Here is a 24,950-nt window from a genome sequence, read left to right on the forward strand (position 1 = left end):
GGGGGGGGGTGGCGCCCGCCCCCCGCCCGCCCCCCCCCCCCGCCCCCCCCGGGGCGGGGGGGGGGGGGGGGGGGGCCCCCCCACGGCCCCGACCCACCCACCGGACCCACCCACCCGACAGAACCCGGCACCGCCGCCTGCCAAAGTGACCCCATGCTGATCGCCCGCTCCGCGCTCCTCTTCGCCCTCGCCGCACTCCTGGAGATCGGCGGCGCCTGGCTCGTCTGGCAAGGCGTACGCGAACACCGGGGCGCCCTCTGGATCGGCGCCGGCGTGATGACGCTGGGCCTGTACGGCTTCGTCGCCACCCTCCAGCCGGACGCCGAGTTCGGCCGCGTCCTGGCCGCGTACGGCGGAGTCTTCGTGGCCGGCTCCCTCGCCTGGGGCGTCGTCGCCGACGGCTACCGCCCCGACCGCTGGGACATCACCGGCGCCCTGATCTGCCTGGCCGGAGCCGCCGTGATCATGTACGCGCCCAGAGGCGGCAATTGACCCCCGCCTATCCTGGCCGGAGGCACCACAGAGACCGCAGACACCGCAGACCCCGCCAAGGAGCAGCCGTATGACCCCCGCCGCCGCGTCCCGTATCGCCGTCATCACCGGTGCAAGCAGCGGAATCGGTGCCGCGACGGCCCGGCAGCTCGCGGCCGAGGGCTACCGCGTCGTCCTGACGGCCCGCCGCAAGGACCGCATCGAGGCGCTGGCAGAGGAGATCACCGCCGCGGGCGGCCAGGCGACCGCGTACGCCCTGGACGTCACGGACCGCACCGCGGTCGACGAGTTCGCGACGGCGTTCAAGACGGTCGGGGTGCTGGTCAACAACGCGGGCGGCGCGCTCGGCGCCGACCCGATCGCGACCGGCGACCCGGCCCAGTGGCGCCAGATGTACGAGACGAACGTCATCGGCACCCTGAACATCACCCAGGCCCTCCTCCCGGCGCTCACCGCGAGCGGCGACGGCACGGTCGTCGTCCTGTCGTCCACGGCGGCCCACGCCACGTACGAGGGCGGCGGCGGCTACGTGGCCGCCAAGCACGCCGAGCACGTGCTCGCGGAGACGCTGCGTCTGGAGATCGTCGGCACGCCGGTCCGCGTGATCGAGGTGGCCCCCGGCATGGTCAAGACCGAGGAGTTCGCCCTCACCCGCTTCGGCGGCGACACCGAGAAGGCCGCCAAGGTCTACGCGGGCGTCGCCCAGCCCCTGACCGCCGACGACGTCGCCGACACCATCACGTGGGCCGTCACCCGCCCGAGCCACGTGAACATCGACCTCCTCGTGGTCCGCCCCCGCGCCCAGGCGTCGAACACGAAGATCCACCGAGAACTGTGACCCCGGACCCTGCGCACGCCCCACAGCCGCAGCCATCCCAGCCACCGCCCCCACCCGGCGAACAGGCCCGCCTGGCCCTGGAGAAGAAGCGCGAACGGTACGTCTGGTACTACCTGGCGTACTTCCTCTTCGGCATCCACATCGTGGCCTTCGTCATGATCTACGCGGTCCTGTCGACGAAGTGACCTCACGGCCCACGGAGCCACAGAACCACGGAGCCGCGAAACCGCGGACCGTTCCGGCCCCGCCCGTGAGCGCCCACGCGAAAGAGCCCCGAGCCGGCAACGGCCCGGGGCTCCGCGCAAGGTTCAGCCCTTCACGCAGACGACCTGCTTCAGCTTCGCCACGACCTGCACGAGATCGCGCTGCTGCTCGATGACCTGCTCGATCGGCTTGTACGCACCCGGGATCTCGTCCACGACGCCGGAGTCCTTGCGGCACTCCACGCCCTGCGTCTGGTCCTCCAGGTCCTTCGTCGAGAAGCGCCGCTTCGCCGCGTTGCGGCTCATGCGCCGACCCGCGCCGTGCGAGGCGGAGTTGAAGGACTTCTCGTTGCCGAGGCCCTTCACGATGTACGACCCGGTCCCCATGGAGCCCGGGATGATGCCGAACTCGCCGGACCCCGCACGGATGGCGCCCTTGCGCGTGACGAGCAGGTCCATTCCCTCGTACCGCTCCTCCGCCACGTAGTTGTGGTGGCAGGAGATCTCCGGTTCGAAGGCCGGCTTCGCCTTCTTGAACTCCTTGCGGATCACGTCCTTGAGGAGCGCCATCATGAGCGTGCGGTTGTTCTTCGCGTACTCCTGGGCCCAGAACAGGTCGTTGCGGTACGCCGCCATCTGGGGCGTGTCCGCGACGAAGACGGCGAGGTCGCGGTCGACCAGGCCCTGGTTGTGCGGGAGCTTCTGCGCGACACCGATGTGGTGCTCGGCCAGCTCCTTGCCGATGTTCCGCGAACCGGAGTGCAGCATCAGCCAGACGGAACCGTCCGAATCGATGCAGACCTCGACGAAGTGGTTGCCCCCGCCGAGCGTCGCCATCTGCTTCACGGCCCGCTCCTCGCGGAACTTCACCGCGTCCGCCACTCCGTCGAACCGCCCCCAGAAGTCGTCCCACCCGGCGGTGGCCAGGCCGTGGAAGCGGTCCGGGGTGACCGGGGAGTCGTGCATCCCGCGGCCCACCGGGATCGCCTCCTCGATCTTCGAGCGGAGTCGCGAGAGGTCGCCCGGCAGGTCGTTGGCGGTGAGGGAGGTCTTGACCGCGGACATTCCGCAGCCGATGTCGACACCCACCGCCGCCGGGCACACCGCGTCCCGCATCGCGATGACCGAGCCGACCGTCGCGCCCTTGCCGTAGTGGACGTCCGGCATGACGGCGAGGCCCTTGATCCAGGGAAGGGTCGCCACGTTCTGGAGCTGGCGGAGCGCGACGTCCTCGACCGAGGCGGGGTCGGTCCACATGCGGATGGGGACCTGCGCCCCCGGCATCTCTACGTACGACATATCGTCCTCTATCCCCATAAACACATCAAAAGTCTTAAAGCGCAAAACCGGCGCCTAGGTCGACGTATAGGACAACGGACCGGCGTCCACGGCTGTGCGTGCGATACACATTGTCTCCAGGGGTCGCCCCCGTGCGGCAACCCAATAACCACAGGACACCCGGGCCCAAGCGCCGTCGGGAACCGTCGAGAGGAGCCTGACCGTGCAGCGGAAGGCGTACGTATCTGCCGCCGCCATGCTCCTCGCGGCAGTGCTGGCGGGCTGCACGGGCGGTTCGGGTGTGGGTGGTTCGGCTCCGGACTCCAAGGGCGGCGACACGGGCACGACGGCCCCGGTGGCCCAGCCGGGCAAGTACCGCACCCTCCCGGAGGCGTGCGGCGCGGCCGATCACGACACGCTCGACACCCTGCTGCCCGGCATCCAGGAGACCAGCGACGAAGCGCAGCAGGAGAAGGCGTACGCGGGCGAGGCCACGCTCACGTACGACACGGACCGGCGCGACGGCTGCGACTGGAAGGTGGCGTCCGCCGCCACCACCGATCACCTCTTCGTCGACTTCGAGCGCGTGGTCTCGTACGACAACACGGTGAGCGACGAGAGCAAGGCCGAGGAGCTCTTCGCCACCAAGCAGACGTCGGCCGGCCTCCCGGCGCCGGCCGCGTCCGCCTCCACCTCCGCCGCCGCCACGCCGAGTCCGAGCGACAGCGCCGGCAGCCCCGCCGCCGACAACGCCGGCGGGGACAACGGCGACGCCTCCGGCGCCCCTTCCGGCCCGGCCTCCGGTGTTCCTTCCGGCTCGGCCTCCGGCGCCTCCGCCTCACAGGCCCCGGCCGATCTCCAGCCGCGCGTACTGGACGACCTCGGCGACGAGGCGTTCCTCGACGACAAGCTGAGCACCGGCTCGTCGACGGCTCAGCAGCGCACGGTGACTGTGGTGTTCCGCACGTCCAACGTCATCGTGACGATCGAATACTCCGAGCAGCCGACGGCTTCCGCGAGCGCCCCCGACAGCAAAGAAATGCAGGACAGGGCGCAGAAACTGGCCCAGAAGCTGGCCTCCCGGCTCAACGACTAGCGGCTGCGCGGCCGCTGGGGGCACCCCGGCGCAAACCCCCCGAACGGGAACCGCCCTTGCGCCCCACCGCGTACCGTGGCCCCTCGGACCCGACCGGTCGCACGCGCCATGTGCGGCCGTACCACGAGCCACGAGTGAAGGAACCATGCACCGACCAGTACAGCGAGCAGGCCGAGCCCAGCGACTCACCCGCATCCTTGTCAGCGCGGCCGCCGTCCCGGTGATGCTCGTCGCCGCGGGCTGTTCCTCGGACTCCGGCTCCGGTGACGACGCGCAGAAGGACGCGAGCGCGGGCCCGGGAGCGACGGTGCCCGCGAGCAGCGCGGCCCCCACCGTCCAGCCCGCCGCGTACGCGACGTTGCCCAAGGCGTGCTCGGCGCTGTCGAAGAAGACGCTGGACGAACTGATCCCGAAGGGATCGAAGTCGGGCAAGTCCGGCAAGCTGGACGAGCCGAAGCAGCGCGGCAACTGCAACTGGACCAGCCTCGACAACAACGGGGTGAAGGGCTCCCAGTTCCGCTGGCTGAACGTGGCGCTGCTGCGTTTCGACTCGGACACGCGCGGCTCGGGCGACGAGCAGGCCCACGACTACTTCCAGAAGCAGGTCTCGGCCGCGCAGACGGTGACGGGCGCGCTGGACAGCAAGTCGGCGCCGGTCGCCGGTACGGGCGCCGAGGCGACGGCCGTGCAGTACGGCCTGAAGAAGAAGGAAGGCTCCTTCAAGCAGCAGACGATCGTGGCGCGCGTCGAGAACGTGGTCGTGACGCTCGACTACAACGGCGCCGGTCTCGCGGGCGAGAAGACCCCGGACCCGGCCGCGCTGCTGAAGGCGGCCGAGAAGGCCACGAAGGAGGCGGTGGCCGCGGTGGCCGCCGCGAACGGGGACGGCGGCGCGGCGAGCACGGGCACGCCGGATCCGGCCGCCTCGTCGAAGGCTCCGTCCTCCTCCGGGTCGCCGTCGGCCTCGGCGTCCAAGAGCGCCGCCGGGGGCACGTCGAAGACCAGTTCGAAGACCGGCTCCAAGAGCGCCTCGCCGTCGGAGTCGGCGACGAAGAAGAGCTGATCCGGCCGCGACCGGTTTCCGGGGCTCAACCCGGTTGTCCGGCAAGCCTGTTACGGGAGCCCGGTTCTCGTCGGAACCGGGCTCCGTCCATACCGCGCATCCGTACGCCACACACATGTGCCACTCTGTTGCGCGCAACAACACGCAAGGGAGGGGAGTACAGGTGGCCGCGCCCATACAGCTGACACGGATGCACAAGATTCTCATCGGCGTGGTCGTCGCCGGTGCGCTCGTCATCGCAGGAATCGGCTTCGCCGGTTCGTACGCGGCGGTCCGTGAGCTGGCGCTCAAGAAGGGGTTCGGGAACTTCTCGTACGTCTTCCCGATCGGCATCGACGCGGGTATCGGCGTCCTGCTCGCCCTCGACCTCCTGCTGACCTGGATCCGCATCCCGTTCCCGATGCTGCGCCAGACGGCGTGGCTGCTGACGGTGGCGACGATCGCCTTCAACGGCGCGGCGGCCTGGCCGGACCCGCTGGGCGTGGGCATGCACGCCGTCATCCCGGTGCTGTTCGTGGTCTCGGTCGAGGCGGCCCGGCACGCGGTCGGCCGGATCGCCGACATCACGGCCGACAAGCACATGGAGGGGGTCCGCCTCACCCGCTGGCTGCTCTCCCCGATCCCCACCTTCCTGCTGTGGCGCCGGATGAAGCTGTGGGAGCTGCGCTCCTACGAGCAGGTCATCAAGCTGGAGCAGGACCGGCTCGTCTACCAGGCCCGCCTGCACTCCCGCTTCGGCCGCTCCTGGCGCCGCAAGGCCCCCGTCGAATCCCTGATGCCGCTGCGCCTGGCCCGCTACGGCGTGCCGCTCGCGGAGACGGCCCCCGCGGGCCTCGCGGCGGCCGGCATCGAGCCGGCACTGCTGCCGCCGGCGCCGGCGCCCGCACCGGTCCAGGCGTCCGTCCCGGCCGCCGCCCCGGCGGCTCCCGAGCCGTTGGAGCTGGAGTCGAACGGGGCCGCCGGACGTCAGGCGCAGGCCGCGTACGCCCAGCAGGGCCAGGGCCAGGGACCGGCCCAGGGACAAGGACAGGGGCAGAGGCAGGCCCAGGGCGCGTATCAGGGCCAGGGCCAAGGTCAGTACCAGGGGCAGAATCAGTACCAGGGACAGGCGCCGGACCCGGACCTGAACCCGTGGTTCGCCACCCCGGTCGATCCCCAGGAGATCCCGTACGACGGCGGCTACGACCCGTCGTACGGGACGGAGGAGCAGTACCAGCAGTGGTTCGCCGACCAGGAGGCGCAGGCCTACGAGCCCGGCCCGGAGGAGACGGGCACCTTCCCGATTCCGGCGGGCCCCGGCCGTACGCGCCAGCTCGGTGAGGGCGGCGGCCCGGAGCAGCTGCCCATCCCGTCCCCGCGCGAGGAGCAGTCGCCGGTCCTGGACGAGAGGGCCCAGGAGGAGGCGTACTACCAGGTGTTCCGCCAGTCGATAGACGGCAGCTTCCCCACGCCGCGGACGCTCGGCGACAACATAGAGGCCACGTACGGGACGACGCTCAGCCCCAGTGCGCTGAAGAACCTGACGGACCGCTTCCAGAACCGTTTCAACACGGAGCTGGAGGAGGACCACATCGCGTGAGCAGGAGGCACGTCGGCGCGTGAACGTGCCGGCGTAGTACGAGGAAGGGGCGCCCGGTGGTCACCGGGCGCCCCTTCCTCGTACTACGCGGCCTTGCCGTGTCCGATTACGCGCTGAGCAGCTTGCGCACCCGGTCCTGGCCCACGGCGAGCAGCAGCGTGGGCAGGCGCGGCCCGGTGTCACGGCCGACGAGCAGGTGGTAGAGCAGGGCGAAGAAGGTGCGCTGGGCGACCTTGATCTCGGCGGGGAGCTCCTTGGCTGTGGCGTCGGCGGGGAAGCCCGCCTGGACCTTGGGAACGCCGTAGACGAGGTGGGTCAGGCCGTCCAGGGACCAGTTCGCCTCCAGTCCGTCGAGGAGCAGGCGCAGCGACTCGCGGCCCTGGTCGTCGAGGGACTTCAGGAGCTCGACGTCGGCTTCCTCGCGGACGACGGTGCGCTCCTCGGCGGGGACCTGGGTGTTGATCCAGGTCTCGGCCTTGTCGAGACGGGGCCGGACCTCGTCCAGGGACGTGAGCGGGTTCTCGGGGTCGAGCTCGCTCAGGATGCGCAGGGTCTGGTCCTCGGCACCGGCGGTGATGTCGGCGACGGAGGCGAGGGTGCGGTACGCCATCGGGCGGGCGGTCGGGGGCAGCTCCCCCGCGGCGGTGCCGACGGCACGGCTGTACGCGGCGGCGTCGGCCGGGAGGACCGAGCCGTCGGCGACCTTGCCGGCGAGCTTGTCCCACTCGTCGTAGAGCCGCTGGATCTCCTGGTCGAAGGCGATCTTGAACGACTGGTTGGGACGGCGGCGGGCGTACAGCCAGCGCAGCAGCTGCGGCTCCATGATCTGGAGCGCGTCGGACGCGGTCGGGACCCCGCCCTTGCTGCTGGACATCTTGGCCATGCCGGAGATGCCGACGAAGGCGTACATCGGGCCGATGGGCTGTTCGCCGCCGAAGATCCCGACGATCTGGCCGCCGACCTGGAAGGAGGAGCCCGGGGAGGAGTGGTCGACGCCGCTCGGCTCGAAGATCACGCCTTCGTAGGCCCAGCGCATGGGCCAGTCGACCTTCCAGACCAGCTTGCCGCGGTTGAACTCACTGAGCAGGACGGTCTCGGCGAAGCCGCAGGAGGAGCAGGTGTACGACAGCTCGGTCGTCGTGTCGTCGTAGGACGTGACGGTGGTCAGGTCCTTCTCGCACTGCCCGCAGTAGGGCTTGTACGGGTAGTACCCGGAGGTGGAGCTGCCGTCGTCCTCGGCGGCGGCGCCCGAGCCCTCGGCGGCCTCCAGCTCGGCCTCGTCGACCGGCTTCTGGCCCTGCTGCTTCTTCGCGGGGGCCTTCTTGGTGCGGTACTGCTCCAGGATCGCGTCGATGTCGCCGCGGTGCTTCATCGCGAACAGGACCTGCTCGCGGTAGGTGCCCGCGGTGTACTGCTCGGTCTGGCTGATCCCGTCGTACTCGACGCCGAGCTCGGCCAGGGCCTCGGTCATGGCGGCCTTGAAGTGCTCGGCCCAGTTCGGGTACGCCGAGCCGGCGGGGGCCGGGACGGAGGTCAGCGGCTTGCCGATGTGCTCGGCCCAGGAGTCGTCGATGCCCGCCACGCCGTTCGGAACCTTGCGGTAGCGGTCGTAGTCGTCCCAGGAGATCAGGTGGCGCACGGTGTGTCCGCGGCGGCGGATCTCGTCGGCGACGAGGTGCGGGGTCATGACCTCGCGGAGGTTGCCGAGGTGGATCGGACCGGACGGGGAGAGACCGGACGCCACGACGACCGGTTTGCCCGGGGCCCGACGCTCCGACTCCTCGATGACCTCATCCGCGAAACGGGAGACCCAGTCGGTGGTCTCGGTGCTCTGAGCCACGATCGGCACGTCCTTCTTCCTCAAACGCGAGTACGGCTGACGCGCCCATTCTCCCAGCTCGGCCCCGAAGAGCGAAAACGGCTTTTCACCGCGTGGGATACTGGCTTTCCCTGTACTCGGAGTCTGCGTACACGAAGTCTCCGTACGCAGAGTCTCCGCATGCAGAGCCTCCGGAACCCGAGCAGAAACGGCAGCCACTCCATGGCCTCGGTCACGTCCCTCACCGCTTCCGTCCATCAGCGCCTCGCGGACGCCCTCTCGGCAGCCCTGCCGGAGGCCGGTTCCGCCGACCCGCTGCTGCGCCGAAGCGACCGGGCCGACTTCCAGGCCAACGGGATCCTGGCCCTCGCCAAGAAGGCGAAGGCGAATCCGCGGGAGCTGGCGACGCAGGTCGTGGAGCGGGTCGAGTCGGGTGACGTGATCAAGGACATCGAGGTCTCCGGGCCCGGCTTCCTGAACATCACGATCACCGACCGGGCGATCGTGTCGAACCTGGCGGAGCGGTACGCGGACGGTGAGCGCCTCGGCGTGCCGCTCGCGGCGAACCCGGGCACGACGGTGATCGACTACGCGCAGCCGAACGTGGCCAAGGAGATGCACGTCGGCCACCTGCGGTCCGCGGTCATCGGTGACGCGGTCGTGCAGATCCTGGAGTTCACCGGCGAGTCCGTCGTGCGCCGGCACCACATCGGCGACTGGGGCACGCAGTTCGGCATGCTCATCCAGTACCTGATCGAGCACCCGCACGAGCTGGACCACAAGGGCGGCGAGGTCTCCGGCGAGGAGGCCATGTCGAACCTGAACCGGCTCTACAAGGCGGCGCGGACCCTCTTCGACTCCGACGAGGAGTTCAAGACGCGGGCGCGGCGCCGGGTGGTGGACCTCCAGGCGGGTGAACCCGAGACGCTGGCCATGTGGCAGAAGTTCGTGGACGAGTCGAAGATCTACTTCTACTCGGTCTTCGACAAGCTGGACATGGAGATCCGGGACCCCGACGTGGTCGGCGAGTCCGGTTACAACGACATGCTGGACGAGACCTGCCGCCTCCTCGAGGAGTCGGGCGTGGCGGTCCGCTCGGACGGCGCGCTGTGCGTGTTCTTCGACGACGTGAAGGGCCCGGACGGCAACCCGGTGCCGCTGATCGTGAAGAAGTCGGACGGCGGCTACGGCTACGCGGCCACCGACCTGTCGGCGATCCGCGACCGGGTCTTCAACCTGAAGGCCGACAGCCTGATCTACGTCGTGGACGCCCGGCAGGCCCTGCACTTCAAGATGGTCTTCGAGACCGCGCGCAGGGCCGGCTGGCTGAACGACGACGTCAAGGCCCACCAGCTCGCCTTCGGCACGGTGCTGGGCAAGGACGGCAAGCCGTTCAAGACGCGTGAGGGCGAGACGGTCCGGCTGGTCGACCTGCTGGACGAGGCGATCGACCGGGCGACGGCCGTCGTGCGGGAGAAGGCCGAGAAGGTGGGCCTGAGCGAGCGGGAGATCGAGGAGAACGGCCGGTACGTCGGCATCGGCGCCGTGAAGTACGCGGACCTGTCCACCTCGGCCGTGCGGGACTACAAGTTCGACCTGGACCAGATGGTCTCGCTGAACGGCGACACGTCCGTGTACCTCCAGTACGCGTACGCCCGTATCCGGTCGATCTTCGGCAAGGCCGGCGACCGCACCCCGCTGGCCCACCCGGAGCTCGAACTGGCCCCGGCGGAACGGGCGCTGGGCCTGCACCTGGACCGGTTCGGGGAGACGCTGGAGGAGGTCGCCGCCGAGTACGCCCCGCACAAGCTGGCGGCGTACCTGTACCAACTGGCATCGCTGTACACGACGTTCTACGACCAGTGCCCGGTCATCAAGCCCGCCCCCGAGCAGGAGGTCGCGGAGAACCGCCTGTTCCTCTGCGACCTGACCGCCCGCACGCTCCACCAGGGCATGACCCTGCTGGGCATCAGGACGCCCGAGCGGCTCTGACCATTCGTGATCGGCGCTGGGGGAGCTCCCCCGAGAAAGACTCTATGAGCTCTTCCAGCGCCCTGCGGGTGGGCGTGGACACGGTGTTGCTACATGATGTGGTCTTCCTCCAGCTCCGCGTTGAAACGGTTCTGGAAGCGGTCCGTCAGGTTCTTCAGCGTGCTGGGGCTGAGCGCCGTCCCGTACGTGGCCTCGATGTTGTCGCCGAGGACCCGCGGCGTGGGGAAACTACCGTCAATCGACTGCCTGAAGAGCTGGTAGTAAGCCTCCTCGGCCCATCGGGCTTCCTCCGCAGATGTCTGCGTGGTGGCCCTCTCGATCTCGGATTTGAGCTCTTCGGCCTCCCGCACCAGCGCAGCCTTCTTCTGCTCGACCACCTGAAGCAGCTTCTCAGCTTTCTTGAGCGCGGCATCACGACCCTTGACCGCCTCGGAATTGGCCTTCGAGACCAGCTCTTCTGCCTTGGCCTGCGCCTCGGCAAGCTGCTCCTCGGCGGCCTTGACGAGCGCGTCGCAACGGTCGCCGGCGGATTTCATGCTCTCGGCGACCTCACGGCGGGCCCGCTCGTGCAGCGCTTCGATCTCGTTGGTGACGCGCTCGCGCAGCTCCTCCGCGCGCTCCCTGATGGCGGTGGCGTCCTGGCGGGCGCCAGCAAGCAGCTCGTCCGCGTCCGTGCGGGCCCTTTCGACCAGAGAGCCACTCTCGGCGAGCGCGTCGGCGCACAACCGCTCGACCTCCTCCCTGTTCCGCTCCGTCCGCTGGAACTGCTCCCGTGCCCGCTTCAGAATCTGCCCCGACACCGAGTGGCTGTGCCCTAGTTGTGTGGTGTCCAGGATGTTCCCGCCTGGGTCCGTCACCGCGTGGTCGGCGAGGAGGGTGCTCAGGGTGTCGCAGACGGCCGCCGCGTCCGCCGGACGGTCTTCCGGACGTTTGGCGAGCAGTTGCAGGATGAGGTCGTTCAGGGCAACGGGAAGTCCTTCGACGACGGCCGCCGGAGCGATTGCGGTGTCCTCGATCTGCATCCGGAGTACGGCCCACTGAGTATCGCTGATGAATGGCGGTCTACCGGTCACCGCGTGATAGAGGAGACAGCCCAAGGAGTAGAGATCGCTTCGGTGGTCGATCTCTCGGGCACCCTCGGCCTGCTCCGGAGACATGTACCGCGGGGAGCCCAGAGGCACACCTGTGACAGTGAGTTCCCGCGCCCCGATGGTCTCTCCCATGAACTTCGCGACCCCGAAGTCGAGGACCTTCACCATCCCCTCGTCGGTGAGCAGCGTGTTGGCGGGCTTGATGTCCCGGTGCACCACGCCCTGGCGGTGCGCGGCGTGCAGCGCCTCCGCAATCTGCGCGACCCACCCCACGGCAAGCGGCCAACCCGCCGTCGACTCCTTTAGTCGCCTATGCAAAGGTTCGCCCTGCACCAGCTCCATAACGAGGAACAGGGTGGGACGCCCGTCGACCGACGCCTCACCCCAGTCATGCACGGTCACGATGTTCTGATGGGCCAGCCGCCCAGCCAGCTGTACCTCGCGCTGGAACCGGGCCTGAGTCTCCGCCTCGTCCATCCCGTACTGCGGATGTACGACCTTCACCGCGACATCCCGCCGCATCCGCTCGTCCTGGGCAGCCCACACTCGGCCCATTCCACCGGACCCCAGTAGCCTAGCGATCCGGAACCGCCCGGCAAGCACCTCGTTCAGCACCGGTTCTCTCTCCCGACGGCGTTCTGTCCCGGAACTCCCTTACGAGTATGGCGGCTTCAGTAGCCCGATGAGTCACCCGAGCTTCCGTACGACCCGCCCGCAGACCTCCGCAAGCGCCGTTCCTCCTCATCAAGGCGGCGGACGACATCGTCGATGCCTGTGGTCTCCTCCAGACCGCCGGCGCGGAGTTGGGCGGCCAGGGTGGTGAGGTAGCGGGCGGTGCGGAGGAGGTAGTCGTCCACGTCGACGCCGACAGACGAGGCAGCGCCCGGAGGGATGCGGTTGACGTCGTCCAGGACGCGGTTGACCTGAACCGTGATCTCGTCCCGGACGTCCTGCGTCAGCGCCACCGCCCGCCCGACCTGAGCGAGGATGGAGTGGCAGGAGCGCGCGAGCTGCATGAGCAGCCGGTCGTCGCGGTTGAGGGAGGATATACCCGACGTCCCGGGGCTGAAGTTGCCCGACGCGATCCGCGCGTCCATGAGCTGGGGCTCGAAGCGCCGCAAGTCGACGGCGCTGGTCGCACCGAGTGCTGCCCGGAAACAGGGGTGGACCTGGAATTCCGTCTCATGCGGCTGGACCGGCAGACCGTCGTCGCCGCTGAACACCACATCGTTGCCGCGCCGCACGCCGAGCAGACCGACGCTGTGCAGCACGTCGATGACTCCGGAAAGCGTCAGCACGTTGACGTACGCGGGAAAGTCGTGGTGCAGCGTCGCGGACGCCGCCTCGAAACGGCGAGCGAGCGCGGCGCGTGTGACGACGTACCCGGTGTTCTGGAAGAGCGGGAAGAGGTTGCGTAGGAAGGGGTGTGCAACCAGGTACTCCGAGGTCAGGTCCTTGAGCTTCCACTCCGAGAACTGCCGACCCGCCTGCACTACGTCCAACTCGGTGATGAGGTCCCGCTCCTGTTCCAGCCAGGCCTTTTCCACGCAGGCGTTGAGGAACTGGATGGCATCACGCGGCCGGGGCAGACAGCGCCGGAAAAGATACGTCGTGATCTCCTCCCCGCCCACCGTCTGCGGGAACAGCTCCTTCCATAACTGCTCCTCGGTCAGCCAAGCCCCGACGGAGGCCTGCGCCCGGGCCAAAGCGAGATCCCGCAGGGCCTGTTCCGTCCAGGCGATCCTGAGCTCGTCCCCGTGGAATTTGTCGCCCTCGCCGAACGACAGCGAATCGTAGATGTCGGCCCGCAGGAACAGCAGGAACCGTACGGAACGCCCGTACAGGCTCGCCACATGCTTCGCCGCTAGCAGCAGCCCGATCACCATCGAATTACTGTCCGGCTCGGCCGACCACACCTGCTCCAACTGGTCAACCATGAGCAACAACGGAGGGTGCGCGACACCGTCGCACCCCAGATCGGCGAAGGCCCGCGCGACACCCTGCTCAACGATCTCCAACTGCCGTGCGGCCCGAGCCCCTTCGGAAGGCGACTGGGCGAGACCCACACTCGCCTTGACCCCGAACGCCTCCAGCGAAAGCGAACCCTGCAACCCGCGCGCGCCCTGGGCCAGCCGCTCCACCAGCCGGCCCCCACCGTCCTGCCCCTCACCGTTCTGCTTGAGGAACCGCCCGAGCACTTTCACCGAATCGGGCTTCTTGTCGTGCGCGCCCTTGGCGTGCCCCACCAGGTGCCGAGCCGCATGCACGGCGAACACGTACCGCCAGATCAACGCCTTGGCCGAGTCCCCCGGCAACCCCTGTAACTCGAACCGCCGGATCTCCTCCCCCGCGGCCTCGTCGGGAGTGACGAGCACCTTCCCGCTACCGTGCCCGACGTCCGACATCAAACGCATACAGATGGCGCTCTTCCCAGACCCCTTACGCCCGATGATCAGCATTTTGCGCCCGCTGAGCGCGGCCCTGTAAGCGGCGTTCGGCAGGAACCCACCGCGCAGCAACAACCCCTCGGTCACATCTCGTTCGGCATCCTCGCGCCCGAAGTGCAACCGCGCGAGTACAGGCTGGTCGGCCAAATCGTCCCCCTGGGTCGTCCCGACCTCCACGTTATCGGTGGCCACCGACGCCGGGGCTGAGAACGCCTGACCGGCAACTCCCGTCTGACCGCTGCTTTAGACACTCAGCACGGGACGCGACGCGACGTCCACGCGATCTGCTCGCGGATACAGCCCAGGGACGGCCTCCAGGCACGTTGTCGGTGGCGGGCCCTACAGTCACCGGCATGGCGACCCTTCCCAATCCGCTGCCGCGGCTGACGGCAGACCCGAGCGGGCGCACGCTCGGACTCGACCTCCCGCCCGGGAGACTGATCGATGCTGGGGGTACCTCCCACGCCCTTGAGGCAGTGGGGGAACTCGACGGCCCGTGGCACGAGCCGCTGCTGTGGCACGCCGAGGACCGGGCGGCTCCCGGCGGCTGGGCGGTCCTGTCCGCCGCCCGGACCTCCGGTCTGCTGCCGGTGCTGGTGGAGGTGGGCGGCGAGCAGAACGGCCCGGAGGAATGGGAGCTGTCGCCCGACGAGATGTCGTATCCCGGGGATCACGACGCCGAAGAGGTGCTGGCGGAGTTCTGGGAGGAGTACGCGGCGGACGAACCCGATCCGGACGAGGACTACCCCGGCAAGGAGAAGGTCGTCGAGGTCTTCGGGGAGCAGCCCGCCCTCGACGAGACGATCGCACCGTACGGGCCTCTCTGGCCGGGCCTGGCCGCCGCCACCCCGCTCGACGCGGATCCGGACGCCCGCGCCGCCGAGATCGCCGACTCCCTGACAGGATCCGACTCCTGGCTGAAGGATCCCCGGGTCGCGCTCGTCCCGGCACGCCGTAGCGCCGACATCCCGGCGGCACTCGGCTGGTCGGGCCCGGTGAACTACGAGGGTGACGTGGCGCGCCTGTGCGCCGTCCTCCGCTCGTGGGAGGACCGCTTCGGCATACGGGTGGTGGCCCTCACCTTCGACCAGTTGGTGCTGTCCGTGGCGGCTCCGCCGACCACCGCGGCCGAGGCCGAGGCGGTCGCGGCGGAGCACTTCGCGTTCTGCCCGGACAACATCACCCAGGGCGACTACGAGACCCTGCGCGAGTACGCCGAGCAGGAGGTGCTGAACGGGCGGGTGTGGTCCTTCTGGTGGGACTGAGCCCCTCGTCCGGGCGCCGGAAAACTCGTCGCTCCGAAACGGGAACTCGAAAGCGGGCTGCGGCGGACAGCGGGTGACCCTGCCCCCGTCTTCGAGGAGATCCATGAGACCGAGAGGCGACCGATGACCCTCTCACCGAGCGTCGGAGTTCCCAGTTCCCGCACCGATACCGATACCGATACCGCCGTCGGCTCGGACGGCGGGTTCGGAGCGGGCGCGGACGGCGACTCCGACGCCTCGGTGATCGAGCGGTCCTGGGACGAACCCGATGTGTTCGCCGAGCTGTTCCACCGCTACGCCGACGACATCCACCGGTACGCGGCCAGGCGGCTCGGCACCGAGGCCGCCGACGATCTGATGGCCGAGACCTTCGTGATCGCCTTCCAGCGGCGGCGCCGGTACGACCTGTCGAGGCCGCACGCGCGCCCTTGGCTGTACGGCATCGTCACACGGCTGATCGGCGGCCACCGGCGGGCCGAGGCACGGCGGCTGCGGGCGCTGTCGCGGGTGGCCTCCACGGCTCCCGCCGACGGGGGCGGCGGCGAGTCGCTGGCGGAGCGGGTGGCCGCCCGGATCAGTGCCGAGAACACGCGCGGCGCCCTGTCGGCGGCCCTGGCGAAGCTGCCCGCTCGCCACCGGGACGTCCTGCTGGTCATCGCCTGGGGAGACCTCGACTACGCGGAGGCCGCCGAGGCCCTGGGCATACCGGTGGGCACGGTGCGCTCCCGGCTGCACCGGGCCCGGAAGAAGCTGCGCGAAGCACTGGGCGGGTCGGATCCCACTGCCTTTCGAGAGGAACAGGAGGAACCCCGCCGTGGATGACCTCACCCTTGTACGCGACCTCACGGCCGACCAGGCCGGACCGACCGACCGGGCGCGCGCCGTCGCCTTCGCCCGGCTCCAGAACGCCATCGGCGAGGAGACCGGCGACGGGAGCGGAGCCCTCGCGCGGCAGCGTCCGCTGTCCCGGCGGCTGGTGCTCCGCGCGGCGATCGCGGCCACCGGCACGGCGGCGGTGGCCGGCACGACCCTGCTCGCCGTCCGCGGCAAGAACGGCGGGGGGACGCAGTTGACCGCCGCCCAGGTGCTGCACAAGGCCGCGAACCGGTCGCGGTCGGACGGCACCGGTATGCCGATCCCCCGCGACGACCAGTACATGTACTCCAGGGAGATCACCCACCGGACCTACGACAGGGGCGGGCGGAAGATGCGGCTCGTCGACGAGTGCTGGTTGTCGGTGGACGGCTCGAAGCCCACCCGGTACATCTACAACGGCAGGATTCAGGACGACCCACCACTGGGCAAGCACGAGGTGCAGTCGATCCCCCTCCAGTACTCGAAGCTGAAGAAGTGGCCGACCGACCCGGACGAGCTCCTCAAGTTGTTCCGGGGCGGCGGGGACCCCGCGAAGGATCCGCAGGTGGACCTGGGGGCGTACTTCGAAGCGTGCATGTTCCTGCGGGGTCCCCGGGTCCTGCCTCCGGGACTGCGGGCCGCCGCGTTCGAGGCCCTCTCGAAGATGACCGCCATCAGGATCGACCATGACCGGGTGAACGCGCTCGGCCGGCACGGCATAGGGGTCTCCTACCCCAGGGCGGCGATGGGTTTCGTCTTCGACTCGACGACCTACGCGTACCTCGGGATATTCGAGCGGGGACACTCGGACAAGAACGGGGGGTTCTCACAGGTCAGAGGCGTCGTGGTGCAAGGCGTGGTGGACAGGATCGGCCAGCGGCCGACCGCCCGGGACACGGGCCGGACGACTCCCTCGCCCTCGGCGACCCCGTCCCCGAGCGACGCGTCGGCGTCTCCGACCTCCGCGTCCCCGTCACCCACCTCAGCGTCCTCGTCTCCTGTCTCCCCGTCTCCGTCCGCGACCCCGTCTCCTGCCTCCCCGTCCCCGTCCGCTACTTCCGCAACCCCGCCCCCAGCCTCCGCAACCCCTCGGCAATCTCCTCCGGCGTCTGGGTGACGAAGCACAGGCGCAGGGTCGACGTCTCCGGTGTGCCCGCGTAGAAGGGGGCGCCGGGGACGTAGGCCACGCCCCGGTCGACCACCGGGCGGAGCAGGGCCGTGGTGTCGTACGGCTCGGGGAGGCGGGCCCAGAGGAACATGCCGCCTTCCGGGCGGGTCCAGGTGGACCCGGCCGGGAGGGCGGCGCCGATGCCCGCGAGCATGGCGTCCCGCCGCTCGCGGTAGACGGCCGCGACCTGGACCACGTGGGAGTCCAGGTCGCGGTCGGCCAGATAGCGGGCGGCGGCCAGCTGGTTCACGGTCGGGGTGTGCAGATCGGCGGCCTGCTTGGCGACGGCGCAGGCGCGCCGCAGCGCCGCGGGCGCCCGCAGCCAGCCCAGCCGCATGCCGGGTGCCATGACCTTGGAGAAGGAGCCGAGGAGGACCGTCCGGTCCCCGGCGCCGTCGTGGGAGGCGATCCACGGGACCCGCTCGCCCTCGAAGCGCAGTTCTCCGTACGGGTCGTCCTCGACGATCCACAGGCCGTACGCGGCGGCGGCGCGGGCGACGGCGGCCCGCCGGTCGGCCGGCAGGGTGCGTCCGGTCGGGTTCTGGAAGGTGGGCACGGTGTAGAGCAGCTTCGGACGCTCGCGGGCCACCAGTTCGCCGAGGGCTTCGGGGTCGAGGCCCTCGTCGTCGCCCGGCACGGCCACCACGCGCGCCCCCGCGAAGGCGAACGCCTGAAGTGCCGCCAGATAGCAGGGGCTTTCGACCAGGACGGTGTCACCGGGTTCGAGCAGGGCGGTGGCGAGCAGCGACAGGGCCTGCTGCGAGCCGGTGGTGACGAGGACGTCGTCGGGCCCGGTCGGCAGTCCCCGCGCGCTCATGCGGTCCGCGAGGGCCGCACGCAGCGACGGCTCGCCCTCGGTCGTCGAGTACTGCAGGGCCCGTTCGGGTTCCTCGGCCAGGACGTCCCGGTAGGCGGCGGCGATGCCGTCCGCGTCGAACAGTTCCGGGGCGGGCAGCCCGCCCGCGAAGTTGATCACCTCGGGGCGCGCGGTGACCGCGAGGATGTCGCGTACCGGCGAACCGCCGATCGCGGTGGCCCTCGCGGCGAGCGGGGGAACGGGTGCGGTCGCGGCGGCGGGTTCGGTGACGGTCACGATGACGGCTCCTTGTCCTTGCGGGCGGCGTCCTTGCGGGTGCGTCCTCGCGGGCAGCACCTCGGCGGGTGCGTGCCTGCGGGCGGCGGCGCCCTCCTGCCGGGGCCGCCCCCGACCGCACCCTAGGCCGGTGCGTGGCCTCTACACCCGTCGATTCCGGGATGCGGACGAAACCCCAACCCCGTTACGCCGCCTAGGGCTTGACACCCGTGGCGACGTACACGTTGATGTCCGCGTCCGTGACGTCGTCGATGCCGAGGTAGCGGACCTTGTCGATGGCGTCGAGCGTGGCCAGGAAGGCGGGGTCGGCGGTCTCGGGGGCCGGGGCGTTGCCGTCGGGACGCCAGTGGTGGGCGGGGACGACACCGGGTTCGTCCAGGATCAGGCCGTTCTCGGTGAAGAAGCGCTCGACCTCGGCCTTCGAGCGCAGGACGAAGGTGAACCCGCGCTCGGTGTACGTCCGTTGGACCGCGCGGACGTTCTCGGCGTTCAGGTCCTCGGTGAGGTGGCTGATGACCACCCGGCTGCCGGACGGCAGCGCGTCGACGAGCCCGCGCACGATCGGGTAGGCCTCGGCGTCCTCGACGAAGTGCAGGACCGCGACGAGCACCAGGGCGAGGGGCTGCTCGAAGTCGATGGTCCCGGCGGCCTGTTCGAGGATCTGCTTGGGCTCCTGGAGGTCCGCGTCGATGTAGTCCGTACGGCCCTCGGGTCCGCTGGTGAGCAGGGCGCGGGCGTGGGCCAGGACCACCGGGTCGTTGTCGACGTACACGACCCGCGCGTCCGGGATGATCCGCTGGGCGATCTGGTGGACGTTCTCCTGGGTGGGCAGTCCGGTGCCGATGTCCAGGAACTGCCGGATGCCGCCCTCCGCGGCGAGCGCGGTCACGGCACGGCGCAGGAAGTCGCGGTTGTGCCGGACGTCGAGGTAGCCGCGCGGGTTCGCGGCGAGCGCGGCGGCGGCCGCGTTCCGGTCGACGGGGTAGTTGTCCTTGCCACCGAGGAAGACGTCGTAGACCCGGGCGGGGTGCGCCTTGGTGGTGTCGATCCTCCTTCTCAGCTCGGCGGGATCCTGGCCGAGGGCGTCACCGGGCATGGGGCATCTCCCTGGAGGGTCGCGTCAATCAACGCTCAACACCCTAGCTCTCGGGGCGACTTGACGGCGTCGTTCAGTCACGGGGGAGGGGCCGTCTGCCATTCGCTGTCGCCCAGCGGGTGGTTGTACGCGGGCCGCCCCACGTTCCCGCTCGTCCGGAACGGCTTTCCGCGGTCGTCGACACGCACCGTGCCGCTCTTCGCCCCGCTGGACCAGTCGAGTTCCAGGTACCAGCTCACGTCGTGCGCCTGAGCGCCCGCGATGACGTAGAAGACCTCGGGGTCGGACTCGCTGACCTTGTAAGGGAAGTTCCGCTGGCCGCCCTTGACCCCGACAGCCGGCCGCCCCGCGTCGAGGTCGACGGTGAAGGACTTCGTCTCCACGTCGCCGCCGCAGCCCACGCCCACGGCGTAGTCGTTCCAGGCGAGGGGTGCGTTCTTCTCCAGCACCCGCACGTGCAGCGCCTTCAGGACGACGGTCGCCTTCCCGGTGCCCTGGACTGTGAGCGCGATCATCTGCTCCCCGCTCGGGACCGCGCCGAGCGCGGTGACCCAGCCGCGCGCGGTCGACTCGTCCGGCGGCGGGGGCACTTGGGGGGCGGGCCGGTTCACCAGGTAGTGCTGGCTGCACGGGTTCTCGAACTTGTACGCGTCGGTGACGACGGTGGGCGCGCCCGCTCCGTCGGCAGCCGCTCCCCTTCCGGTCGCCGTGTCGCCGCCGGTCCCTCCCGGATCGACGGCCCCGCCGATGGACGAGACGGACGCCTTGGGACTGCCCTCGCGCGAGGCGGACGGCGAAGGCGAGCCGTGCTCCGCGCCGGTGGCCGCTCCGGTCTTCCGCGGACCGGTGACGCTCGGTACGCCGAGGGCCACCGCCTTGCCCTTGGTGTCGTCGTCACCGCCGCCGGACCCGATCCGCACACCCAGCGCGCCGGACACGACGGCGGTCACGACGACGGCACCGGCCGCGGCGAGCGCCATGGCCCGCCGACCCCGCAGCCGGCTCCGCTCCACCGGTACGGCTTCCCCGATCTCTCCGGCCTCTCCGATCTCTCCGGCCTCTCCGGCCTCCCGGCCACCGTCCGCCGGACTCTCCGCCCGCGGGCCCTGGTCCGACCCCGGCCCCGAACCCGAACCCGATCCAGAGCCCGGCAGAGCGCCGCCCGAGCCTCCGCCCTCGCCCTCGTCCTCGGCCTCACCCTCGGCCTTGCCCTCCGGAGAGGTGCCTTCCGAAGAGGTGCTCTCTGAAGCGCCGCCCGCGTTCTTCCTCCCGCGCAGCGCGTCCGCCAGGACCCACCGCCGGTGCAGTTCCACCAGCTCCTGCGGGGTGGCCCGGCACGCCCGCGCCAGCCGCTCCACGGGCGCGTAGTCCGCCGGTACGGCATCCCCGTTGACGTACCGGTGCAGTGTGGACGTACTCACGTGCAGCCGTTTGGCAAGCGTCCCGTAGCTGAGACCGGACCGCTCCTTCAACTCCCGGAGCAGTCCCGCGAACTCGTCCCCCGCCACCGTTCCTCCATCCCCCGTGTTCCGGACCGCGTTCCAGGGGAGGTCTGTTTCCCCAGGTCAGACGGCATTCCGGCGTTCCAGCGTCCCATGTTCGCCGCTGGGCATGGCAGTTGGGACGGATCGCCGCACAAGCTGTGGCCATCCAAGCACGCCGCTCCCGCCGACCGGTCGAGCGGCCGTCCCACCAGCGACACCACAGGGGGATCACCCATGTCCGCACGCACTGCCCGCACCGCCCGCACCCGTCTGCTCGCCGCCTCCGCCATCGCGCTCACCGCGCTCTCGCTCACGGCGTGCGGCAACGGAAACGGCGTCCGCGACGAGGGTTCGTCCTCGACGGCCCGCTCCTCGGCACGACCGGGCAGCCCGGCGGCCGGCTCGGGCACGACGGCGAAGCCCGCGGGCACCGGCACCACCACGGGCTCGACGAACGGTTCGAAGAACACCGGCACCACGACCGGCGGCGCGGACGGCTCCTCCGGTAAGAGCGCCAATGGCTCGACGGGCGGCTCGGGCGGCTCGAAGGGCACGACCCACACCGGCACCGGCACCGGCACCGGCACCGGCACCAGGAACGTGGCGTGCAACGGCTCCAACACCCGTATGAGCGCGACGGCGGTCTCCCGGCCGCTGAACCACCTGCTGCTCACCGTCACCAACACGGGCTCGAAGAACTGCGACCTGACGGGCTATCCGATCGCCCGCTTCAGCGAGGCCCAGTCCGTCCCGCCGGTCGCGGAGGAGACCCACCCGCAGGCGGTCGTCACCCTCGCTCCCGGCGAGTCCGGCTACGCGGGCGTGCTGCTGTCGGCGGCCGACGGCAGCGGCGGCAACGGTTACACCGCCAAGACGCTGGAGGTCGGCTTCTCCGGCGGGGGCAGGACCGCCCGTCCCGCCCTCCCCGCGAAGGGTGTCTTCATCGACGACAAGCTCACGGTGACGTACTGGCAGCAGGACCTGGACACCGCGCTGTCGTACTAGCCCAGGCCGCTGGCCACCTCGGTCGCCCAGTACGTGAGGATGTTCTGCGCACCGGCGCGCTTGATGCCGGTCAGGGACTCCGATCCTGCGCCGGTCACTGCCGCACGCACCGAAGCCAACGGAAGGACGGACATGAGCGACATCGCCAGAAGAGGCGAACTGTTCGACGGCACCGACGCCGACCGGTTCTCCGGCCCGACGACCGGCGACGAACGGCGCATGCTCGTCGATGTCCTGCGCGCCCAGCGCGCCACGCTGGAGCTGAAGTGCGGCGGCCTGGGAGCGGAGTTGTCCCTGCGGTCCGTGGAGCCGTCCACGCTCTCGTTGCTCGGCCTGGTCCGGCACCTCGCCGATGTGGAACGCCGCTGGTTCCGGCGGGTTCTGGCCGGAGAGGAGGCCTCGGCCCTCTTCTCCTCGGCGGCCGATCCGGACGGGGACTTCGACGGCGCCACGGACGACCCCGGGACCGTCACGGAAGCGTGGGCGGCCTGGCGGACCGAGGTGGCCTTCGCCGAACGGTTCACCGCCGGGGCCCCCGGTCTCGACGTCGAGGGTGACGACGTCTGGCGCGGAAAGGTGTCGCTGCGCTGGGTCCTCATCCACATGATCGAGGAGTACGCCCGTCACAACGGCCACGCCGACCTGCTCCGCGAGCGCATCGACGGAGCGATCGGCCTGTGAGACCCGCACGGCCGGGACTTCCGGGAGTGCCGGGACGTCCCGGCCGTCGGCGTCCCGGCCGTCCACGTCCCGGCCGTCGGCGTCCCGGCACTAGCCCAGGCTGCGGGCCACCTCGGTCGCCCAGTACGTGAGGATGTTCTGCGCACCGGCGCGCTTGATGCCGGTCAGGGACTCCAGGATCGCCCGGTCGCGGTCGATCCAGCCCTTCTCGGCGGCGGCCTCGATCATCGAGTACTCGCCGGAGATCTGGTAGGCGACGACCGGCACGTCGGAGGCGTCGGCGACGCGGGCGAGGATGTCGAGGTAGGGACCGGCGGGCTTCACCATCACCATGTCGGCGCCCTCCTCCAGGTCCAGCGCCAGCTCCCGCAGCGACTCCCGCGCGTTCGCCGGGTCCTGCTGGTACGTCTTGCGGTCGCCCCGGAGCGAGGAGCCGACGGCTTCGCGGAACGGGCCGTAGAAGGCGGAGGCGTACTTGACGGTGTAGGCGAGGATCGACACGTCCTCGCGGCCGATCTGGTCGAGGGCGTCGCGGATGACGCCGATCTGACCGTCCATCATGCCGCTGGGTCCCACGACGTGGGCGCCCGCGTCGGCCTGCACCTGGGCCATCTCGGCGTACCGCTCCAGGGTCGCGTCGTTGTCCACCCGGCCCTGGTCGTCGAGGACACCGCAGTGCCCGTGGTCGGTGGTCTCGTCGAGGCACAGGTCGGACATCACGAGGAGTTCGTCGCCGACCTCGGCGCGCACGTCGCGCAGGGCGACCTGGAGGATCCCGTCCGGGTCGGTGCCGGGCGTCCCGACGGCGTCCTTCTTCTCGTCCTCGGGCACCCCGAACAGCATGATCCCGGAGACCCCGGCCTCCAGCGCCTCCACGGCGGCCTTCTTCAGGCTGTCCCGCGTGTGCTGCACGACCCCGGGCATCGAGCCGATCGGCACCGGCTCGCTCACACCCTCGCGGACGAACGCGGGGAGGATGAAGTCGGCGGGGTGCAGCCGGGTCTCGGCGACCATCCGGCGCATGACGGGCGTGGTGCGCAGCCGCCGGGGACGCGTACCGGGAAAGGATCCGTACTTCGTCATGCCATCTACGCTACGCCCGCCGGACCCGTGCCTTTGCCGACGCTCAGTCGGGCCGGGCCGGGGTCGGCGGGCGCAGGACGCCTCAGGACGAGAAGTGCCGCCAGGCCAGGACCGTCGGCTTCGTTCCCCTGGACTGCGCGAACTCGTAGGGGTCGTAGACGACGTACAGCGTGTTCCCGAAGGTCCTCGGCACTCCCAGTCCGACCGCGTCGGGGCTGAAGGCGGTGGACGTACGGGGGTGCCGCAGATCGGCCAGGGCGTATCCGCTGACGGCCCAGGTGACGAGGCGGTTTCCGCTGATCCAGTCGACGGTGTAGAGGCCCTGCAGCGAGGCGCCCACGTCGACCGGTGCGGTCCTGCCGCCGATCGTCAGGACCCGGACCCTTCCGCTCTCGTCGTCCGAGTGCGGGAAGTACGCGATGCGCCCGCCGTGGATGGCGAAGCCTCCGCTGCCGGTGAACCGGGCCACCCGCCGGGCGACCGCGGGCTGCCCGATGCCGACGCGGTAGGTGGTACGGCTGCTCAACGCGCCGTCGGCCGTGAGCCTGCCCTCGGTGAGGTACAGCGTGCCGCCGTCGACGTCGAGCTGGCCCTGGGCCGAGCGGGTCAGCAGCCGCACGGCCTTGGCGGCGCCCGGAGTCCAGCGGAAGAGACCGAACTTCCCACCGCTCGTCCCCTGTTCCCACACGAAGGATCGGCCGTCGGCCAGCGGGTGGGGAACCCTGCTCTGGTGCCCCGGGTGGGCCGACCGCGCGAGCAGGCGCGGCTTCGGCGAGGACGAGGACAGGGACTGGTCGTACAGCCGCCAGCTGAAGCAGTCCGCGGCCGCGTCGGCCGCCTCGCCGCAGGCCGTGCCGTCGAGTTGCCGGCTCTCCACCCGCAACAGCCGGCCCGCCCCCAGGGCGATGCCGCTCGGAGCCCAGTGGGAGTCGATCTGCGGGAAACGCCGCACCCGGCCGCTGACGGAGTCCACGACCCAGGTCTCGGTCGCCCCGCCGCCGGACGACGCCTTGGCGGGAGGCGTGGCCAGGAAGGCGAGGTCCTTCCCGGAGCCGATCACGCCGTAGCCGTCGATGTTCCAGCCGCTGGGCATGCCGAGGGTTCTGTCGGGCCGGAGTTTCACCAGCGCCCGCGGCGGCGGGGAAACCTCCTTCAGGCGCGGGGAAGCCTGCGACGCCGTGGGCGCGGCCGAGCCTCCGGCCGCCACCGCGCTGTCGGCACATCCCGACGACAGCAGCGCCGCAGCCGCGCACAGCAGCGGCACCAGCCGTAAGCGCAGGGTCATCACCGCACCAGCCCGTTGTCGGCCTTGCCCTCGCCGG

At 70.5% G+C, this 24,950-nt stretch carries 21 protein-coding genes; 12 read left to right on the forward strand and 9 right to left on the reverse strand.

The features are described 5' to 3' along the window. Window positions 1–153 precede the first annotated feature (153 nt). From ACH4S8_RS43035 to ACH4S8_RS43045, 3 genes are all read left to right on the forward strand, one after another. The gene (locus tag ACH4S8_RS43035; protein ID WP_365493604.1) at window positions 154–492 is read left to right on the forward strand and encodes a YnfA family protein; all 339 of its coding nucleotides are present in this window, start codon (window positions 154–156) and stop codon (window positions 490–492) included. 70 nt (window positions 493–562) lie between these two features. Then, window positions 563–1,330 (forward strand): SDR family NAD(P)-dependent oxidoreductase, encoded by a 768-nt coding sequence (locus ACH4S8_RS43040; protein WP_398404429.1) that lies wholly within the window; start codon window positions 563–565, stop codon window positions 1,328–1,330. After that, on the forward strand, window positions 1,327–1,515 hold the full coding sequence (locus tag ACH4S8_RS43045) for a hypothetical protein (RefSeq protein ID WP_398404431.1): 189 nt from the start codon (window positions 1,327–1,329) through the stop codon (window positions 1,513–1,515). The genes ACH4S8_RS43040 and ACH4S8_RS43045 overlap by 4 nt, the downstream gene beginning before the upstream one ends. A 123-nt stretch (window positions 1,516–1,638) precedes the next feature. Here ACH4S8_RS43045 and ACH4S8_RS43050 read toward each other — a convergent pair whose 3' ends face one another. Continuing rightward, entirely contained in the window at window positions 1,639–2,832 is a 1,194-nt protein-coding gene (locus tag ACH4S8_RS43050) for an RtcB family protein (RefSeq protein WP_398404433.1), read from the reverse strand. A 202-nt stretch (window positions 2,833–3,034) separates the two neighbouring features. Here ACH4S8_RS43050 and ACH4S8_RS43055 point away from each other — a divergent pair, with 202 nt between their 5' ends. The 3 genes from ACH4S8_RS43055 to ACH4S8_RS43065 all read left to right on the forward strand — a co-directional run bounded on the left by ACH4S8_RS43055 (window position 3,035) and on the right by ACH4S8_RS43065 (window position 6,549). Further along, on the forward strand, window positions 3,035–3,907 hold the full coding sequence (locus ACH4S8_RS43055) for a DUF3558 domain-containing protein (RefSeq protein ID WP_398404435.1): 873 nt from the start codon (window positions 3,035–3,037) through the stop codon (window positions 3,905–3,907). Between the two features lie 145 nt (window positions 3,908–4,052). Beyond that, entirely contained in the window at window positions 4,053–4,970 is a 918-nt protein-coding gene (locus tag ACH4S8_RS43060) for a DUF3558 domain-containing protein (protein ID WP_398404437.1), read from the forward strand. A 163-nt stretch (window positions 4,971–5,133) separates the two neighbouring features. Next, window positions 5,134–6,549, forward strand: coding sequence for a DUF2637 domain-containing protein (locus tag ACH4S8_RS43065; protein ID WP_398404439.1), 1,416 nt, complete (start codon window positions 5,134–5,136; stop codon window positions 6,547–6,549). Between the two features lie 106 nt (window positions 6,550–6,655). Here the strand turns inward: ACH4S8_RS43065 and lysS are convergent, their stop codons facing one another. Continuing rightward, window positions 6,656–8,398, reverse strand: a complete 1,743-nt coding sequence (gene lysS, locus ACH4S8_RS43070) for a lysine--tRNA ligase (RefSeq protein WP_398404441.1) — start codon at window positions 8,396–8,398, stop codon at window positions 6,656–6,658. Window positions 8,399–8,590: 192 nt separating this feature from the next. Between lysS and argS the strand changes: the two genes are divergently transcribed. Next, window positions 8,591–10,360 carry an arginine--tRNA ligase gene (argS, locus tag ACH4S8_RS43075; RefSeq protein ID WP_398404500.1) on the forward strand — a complete coding sequence of 590 codons (1,770 nt, stop codon included), beginning with the start codon at window positions 8,591–8,593 and terminating at the stop codon, window positions 10,358–10,360. 89 nt (window positions 10,361–10,449) lie between these two features. On the opposite strand, the gene ACH4S8_RS43080 is transcribed toward argS, so the two are convergent. Then, complete coding sequence (locus tag ACH4S8_RS43080; RefSeq protein WP_398404443.1) at window positions 10,450–12,066, reverse strand: protein kinase; 1,617 nt, start codon at window positions 12,064–12,066, stop codon at window positions 10,450–10,452. 56 nt (window positions 12,067–12,122) lie between these two features. Then, window positions 12,123–14,090, reverse strand: a complete 1,968-nt coding sequence (locus ACH4S8_RS43085; protein ID WP_398404445.1) for a P-loop ATPase, Sll1717 family — start codon at window positions 14,088–14,090, stop codon at window positions 12,123–12,125. A 161-nt stretch (window positions 14,091–14,251) separates the two neighbouring features. On the opposite strand from ACH4S8_RS43085, the gene ACH4S8_RS43090 reads away from it, so the two are divergent. The 3 genes from ACH4S8_RS43090 to ACH4S8_RS43100 all read left to right on the forward strand — a co-directional run bounded on the left by ACH4S8_RS43090 (window position 14,252) and on the right by ACH4S8_RS43100 (window position 17,135). Further along, window positions 14,252–15,163: a DUF4253 domain-containing protein gene (locus tag ACH4S8_RS43090; protein WP_398404447.1), complete on the forward strand. Its 912-nt coding sequence runs from the start codon at window positions 14,252–14,254 to the stop codon at window positions 15,161–15,163. Window positions 15,164–15,286: 123 nt separating this feature from the next. After that, on the forward strand, window positions 15,287–15,985 hold the full coding sequence (locus ACH4S8_RS43095; protein ID WP_398404449.1) for an RNA polymerase sigma factor: 699 nt from the start codon (window positions 15,287–15,289) through the stop codon (window positions 15,983–15,985). Then, the gene (locus ACH4S8_RS43100; RefSeq protein WP_398404451.1) at window positions 15,978–17,135 is read left to right on the forward strand and encodes a CU044_5270 family protein; all 1,158 of its coding nucleotides are present in this window, start codon (window positions 15,978–15,980) and stop codon (window positions 17,133–17,135) included. The genes ACH4S8_RS43095 and ACH4S8_RS43100 overlap by 8 nt, the downstream gene beginning before the upstream one ends. On the opposite strand, the gene ACH4S8_RS43105 is transcribed toward ACH4S8_RS43100, so the two are convergent. From ACH4S8_RS43105 to ACH4S8_RS43115, 3 genes are all read right to left on the reverse strand, one after another. Further along, a complete protein-coding gene (locus tag ACH4S8_RS43105; RefSeq protein ID WP_398404453.1) occupies window positions 17,071–18,279 on the reverse strand; it encodes a PLP-dependent aminotransferase family protein in 1,209 nt (402 codons plus the stop codon). The two genes, ACH4S8_RS43100 and ACH4S8_RS43105, sit on opposite strands and share 65 nt — an antisense overlap. 193 nt (window positions 18,280–18,472) lie before the next feature. Beyond that, window positions 18,473–19,375 (reverse strand): SAM-dependent methyltransferase, encoded by a 903-nt coding sequence (locus tag ACH4S8_RS43110; protein WP_398404455.1) that lies wholly within the window; start codon window positions 19,373–19,375, stop codon window positions 18,473–18,475. Window positions 19,376–19,452: 77 nt separating this feature from the next. Further along, window positions 19,453–20,883 carry a helix-turn-helix domain-containing protein gene (locus ACH4S8_RS43115; RefSeq protein WP_398404457.1) on the reverse strand — a complete coding sequence of 477 codons (1,431 nt, stop codon included), beginning with the start codon at window positions 20,881–20,883 and terminating at the stop codon, window positions 19,453–19,455. A 210-nt stretch (window positions 20,884–21,093) separates the two neighbouring features. On the opposite strand from ACH4S8_RS43115, the gene ACH4S8_RS43120 reads away from it, so the two are divergent. Together ACH4S8_RS43120 and ACH4S8_RS43125 are read left to right on the forward strand one after the other, a co-directional pair. Then, a complete protein-coding gene (locus ACH4S8_RS43120; RefSeq protein ID WP_398404459.1) occupies window positions 21,094–21,864 on the forward strand; it encodes a DUF4232 domain-containing protein in 771 nt (256 codons plus the stop codon). 132 nt (window positions 21,865–21,996) lie between these two features. After that, the gene (locus ACH4S8_RS43125; RefSeq protein ID WP_398404461.1) at window positions 21,997–22,545 is read left to right on the forward strand and encodes a DinB family protein; all 549 of its coding nucleotides are present in this window, start codon (window positions 21,997–21,999) and stop codon (window positions 22,543–22,545) included. Window positions 22,546–22,635: 90 nt separating this feature from the next. On the opposite strand, the gene hemB is transcribed toward ACH4S8_RS43125, so the two are convergent. Continuing rightward, on the reverse strand, window positions 22,636–23,628 hold the full coding sequence (gene hemB / locus ACH4S8_RS43130) for a porphobilinogen synthase (protein WP_398404463.1): 993 nt from the start codon (window positions 23,626–23,628) through the stop codon (window positions 22,636–22,638). Between the two features lie 82 nt (window positions 23,629–23,710). Then, a complete protein-coding gene (locus tag ACH4S8_RS43135) occupies window positions 23,711–24,913 on the reverse strand; it encodes a hypothetical protein (protein WP_398404465.1) in 1,203 nt (400 codons plus the stop codon). Between the last annotated feature and the right edge of the window lie 37 nt (window positions 24,914–24,950).

The sequence above is a fragment of the Streptomyces sp. NPDC021080 genome (genome assembly GCF_044333225.1).
Taxonomy (GTDB): domain Bacteria; phylum Actinomycetota; class Actinomycetes; order Streptomycetales; family Streptomycetaceae; genus Streptomyces.

Coding starts and splice junctions, on each gene's coding strand:
- ACH4S8_RS43035 (WP_365493604.1), top strand. CDS start 154: ATGCTGATCGCCCGCTCCGCGCTCCTCTTCGCCCTCGCCGCACTCCTG.
- ACH4S8_RS43095 (WP_398404449.1), top strand. CDS start 15,287: ATGACCCTCTCACCGAGCGTCGGAGTTCCCAGTTCCCGCACCGATACC.
- hemB (WP_398404463.1), bottom strand. CDS start 23,628: ATGACGAAGTACGGATCCTTTCCCGGTACGCGTCCCCGGCGGCTGCGC.
- ACH4S8_RS43135 (WP_398404465.1), bottom strand. CDS start 24,913: ATGACCCTGCGCTTACGGCTGGTGCCGCTGCTGTGCGCGGCTGCGGCG.
- ACH4S8_RS43060 (WP_398404437.1), top strand. CDS start 4,053: ATGCACCGACCAGTACAGCGAGCAGGCCGAGCCCAGCGACTCACCCGC.
- ACH4S8_RS43120 (WP_398404459.1), top strand. CDS start 21,094: ATGTCCGCACGCACTGCCCGCACCGCCCGCACCCGTCTGCTCGCCGCC.
- ACH4S8_RS43050 (WP_398404433.1), bottom strand. CDS start 2,832: ATGTCGTACGTAGAGATGCCGGGGGCGCAGGTCCCCATCCGCATGTGG.
- ACH4S8_RS43110 (WP_398404455.1), bottom strand. CDS start 19,375: ATGCCCGGTGACGCCCTCGGCCAGGATCCCGCCGAGCTGAGAAGGAGG.
- ACH4S8_RS43090 (WP_398404447.1), top strand. CDS start 14,252: ATGGCGACCCTTCCCAATCCGCTGCCGCGGCTGACGGCAGACCCGAGC.
- argS (WP_398404500.1), top strand. CDS start 8,591: ATGGCCTCGGTCACGTCCCTCACCGCTTCCGTCCATCAGCGCCTCGCG.
- ACH4S8_RS43125 (WP_398404461.1), top strand. CDS start 21,997: ATGAGCGACATCGCCAGAAGAGGCGAACTGTTCGACGGCACCGACGCC.
- ACH4S8_RS43040 (WP_398404429.1), top strand. CDS start 563: ATGACCCCCGCCGCCGCGTCCCGTATCGCCGTCATCACCGGTGCAAGC.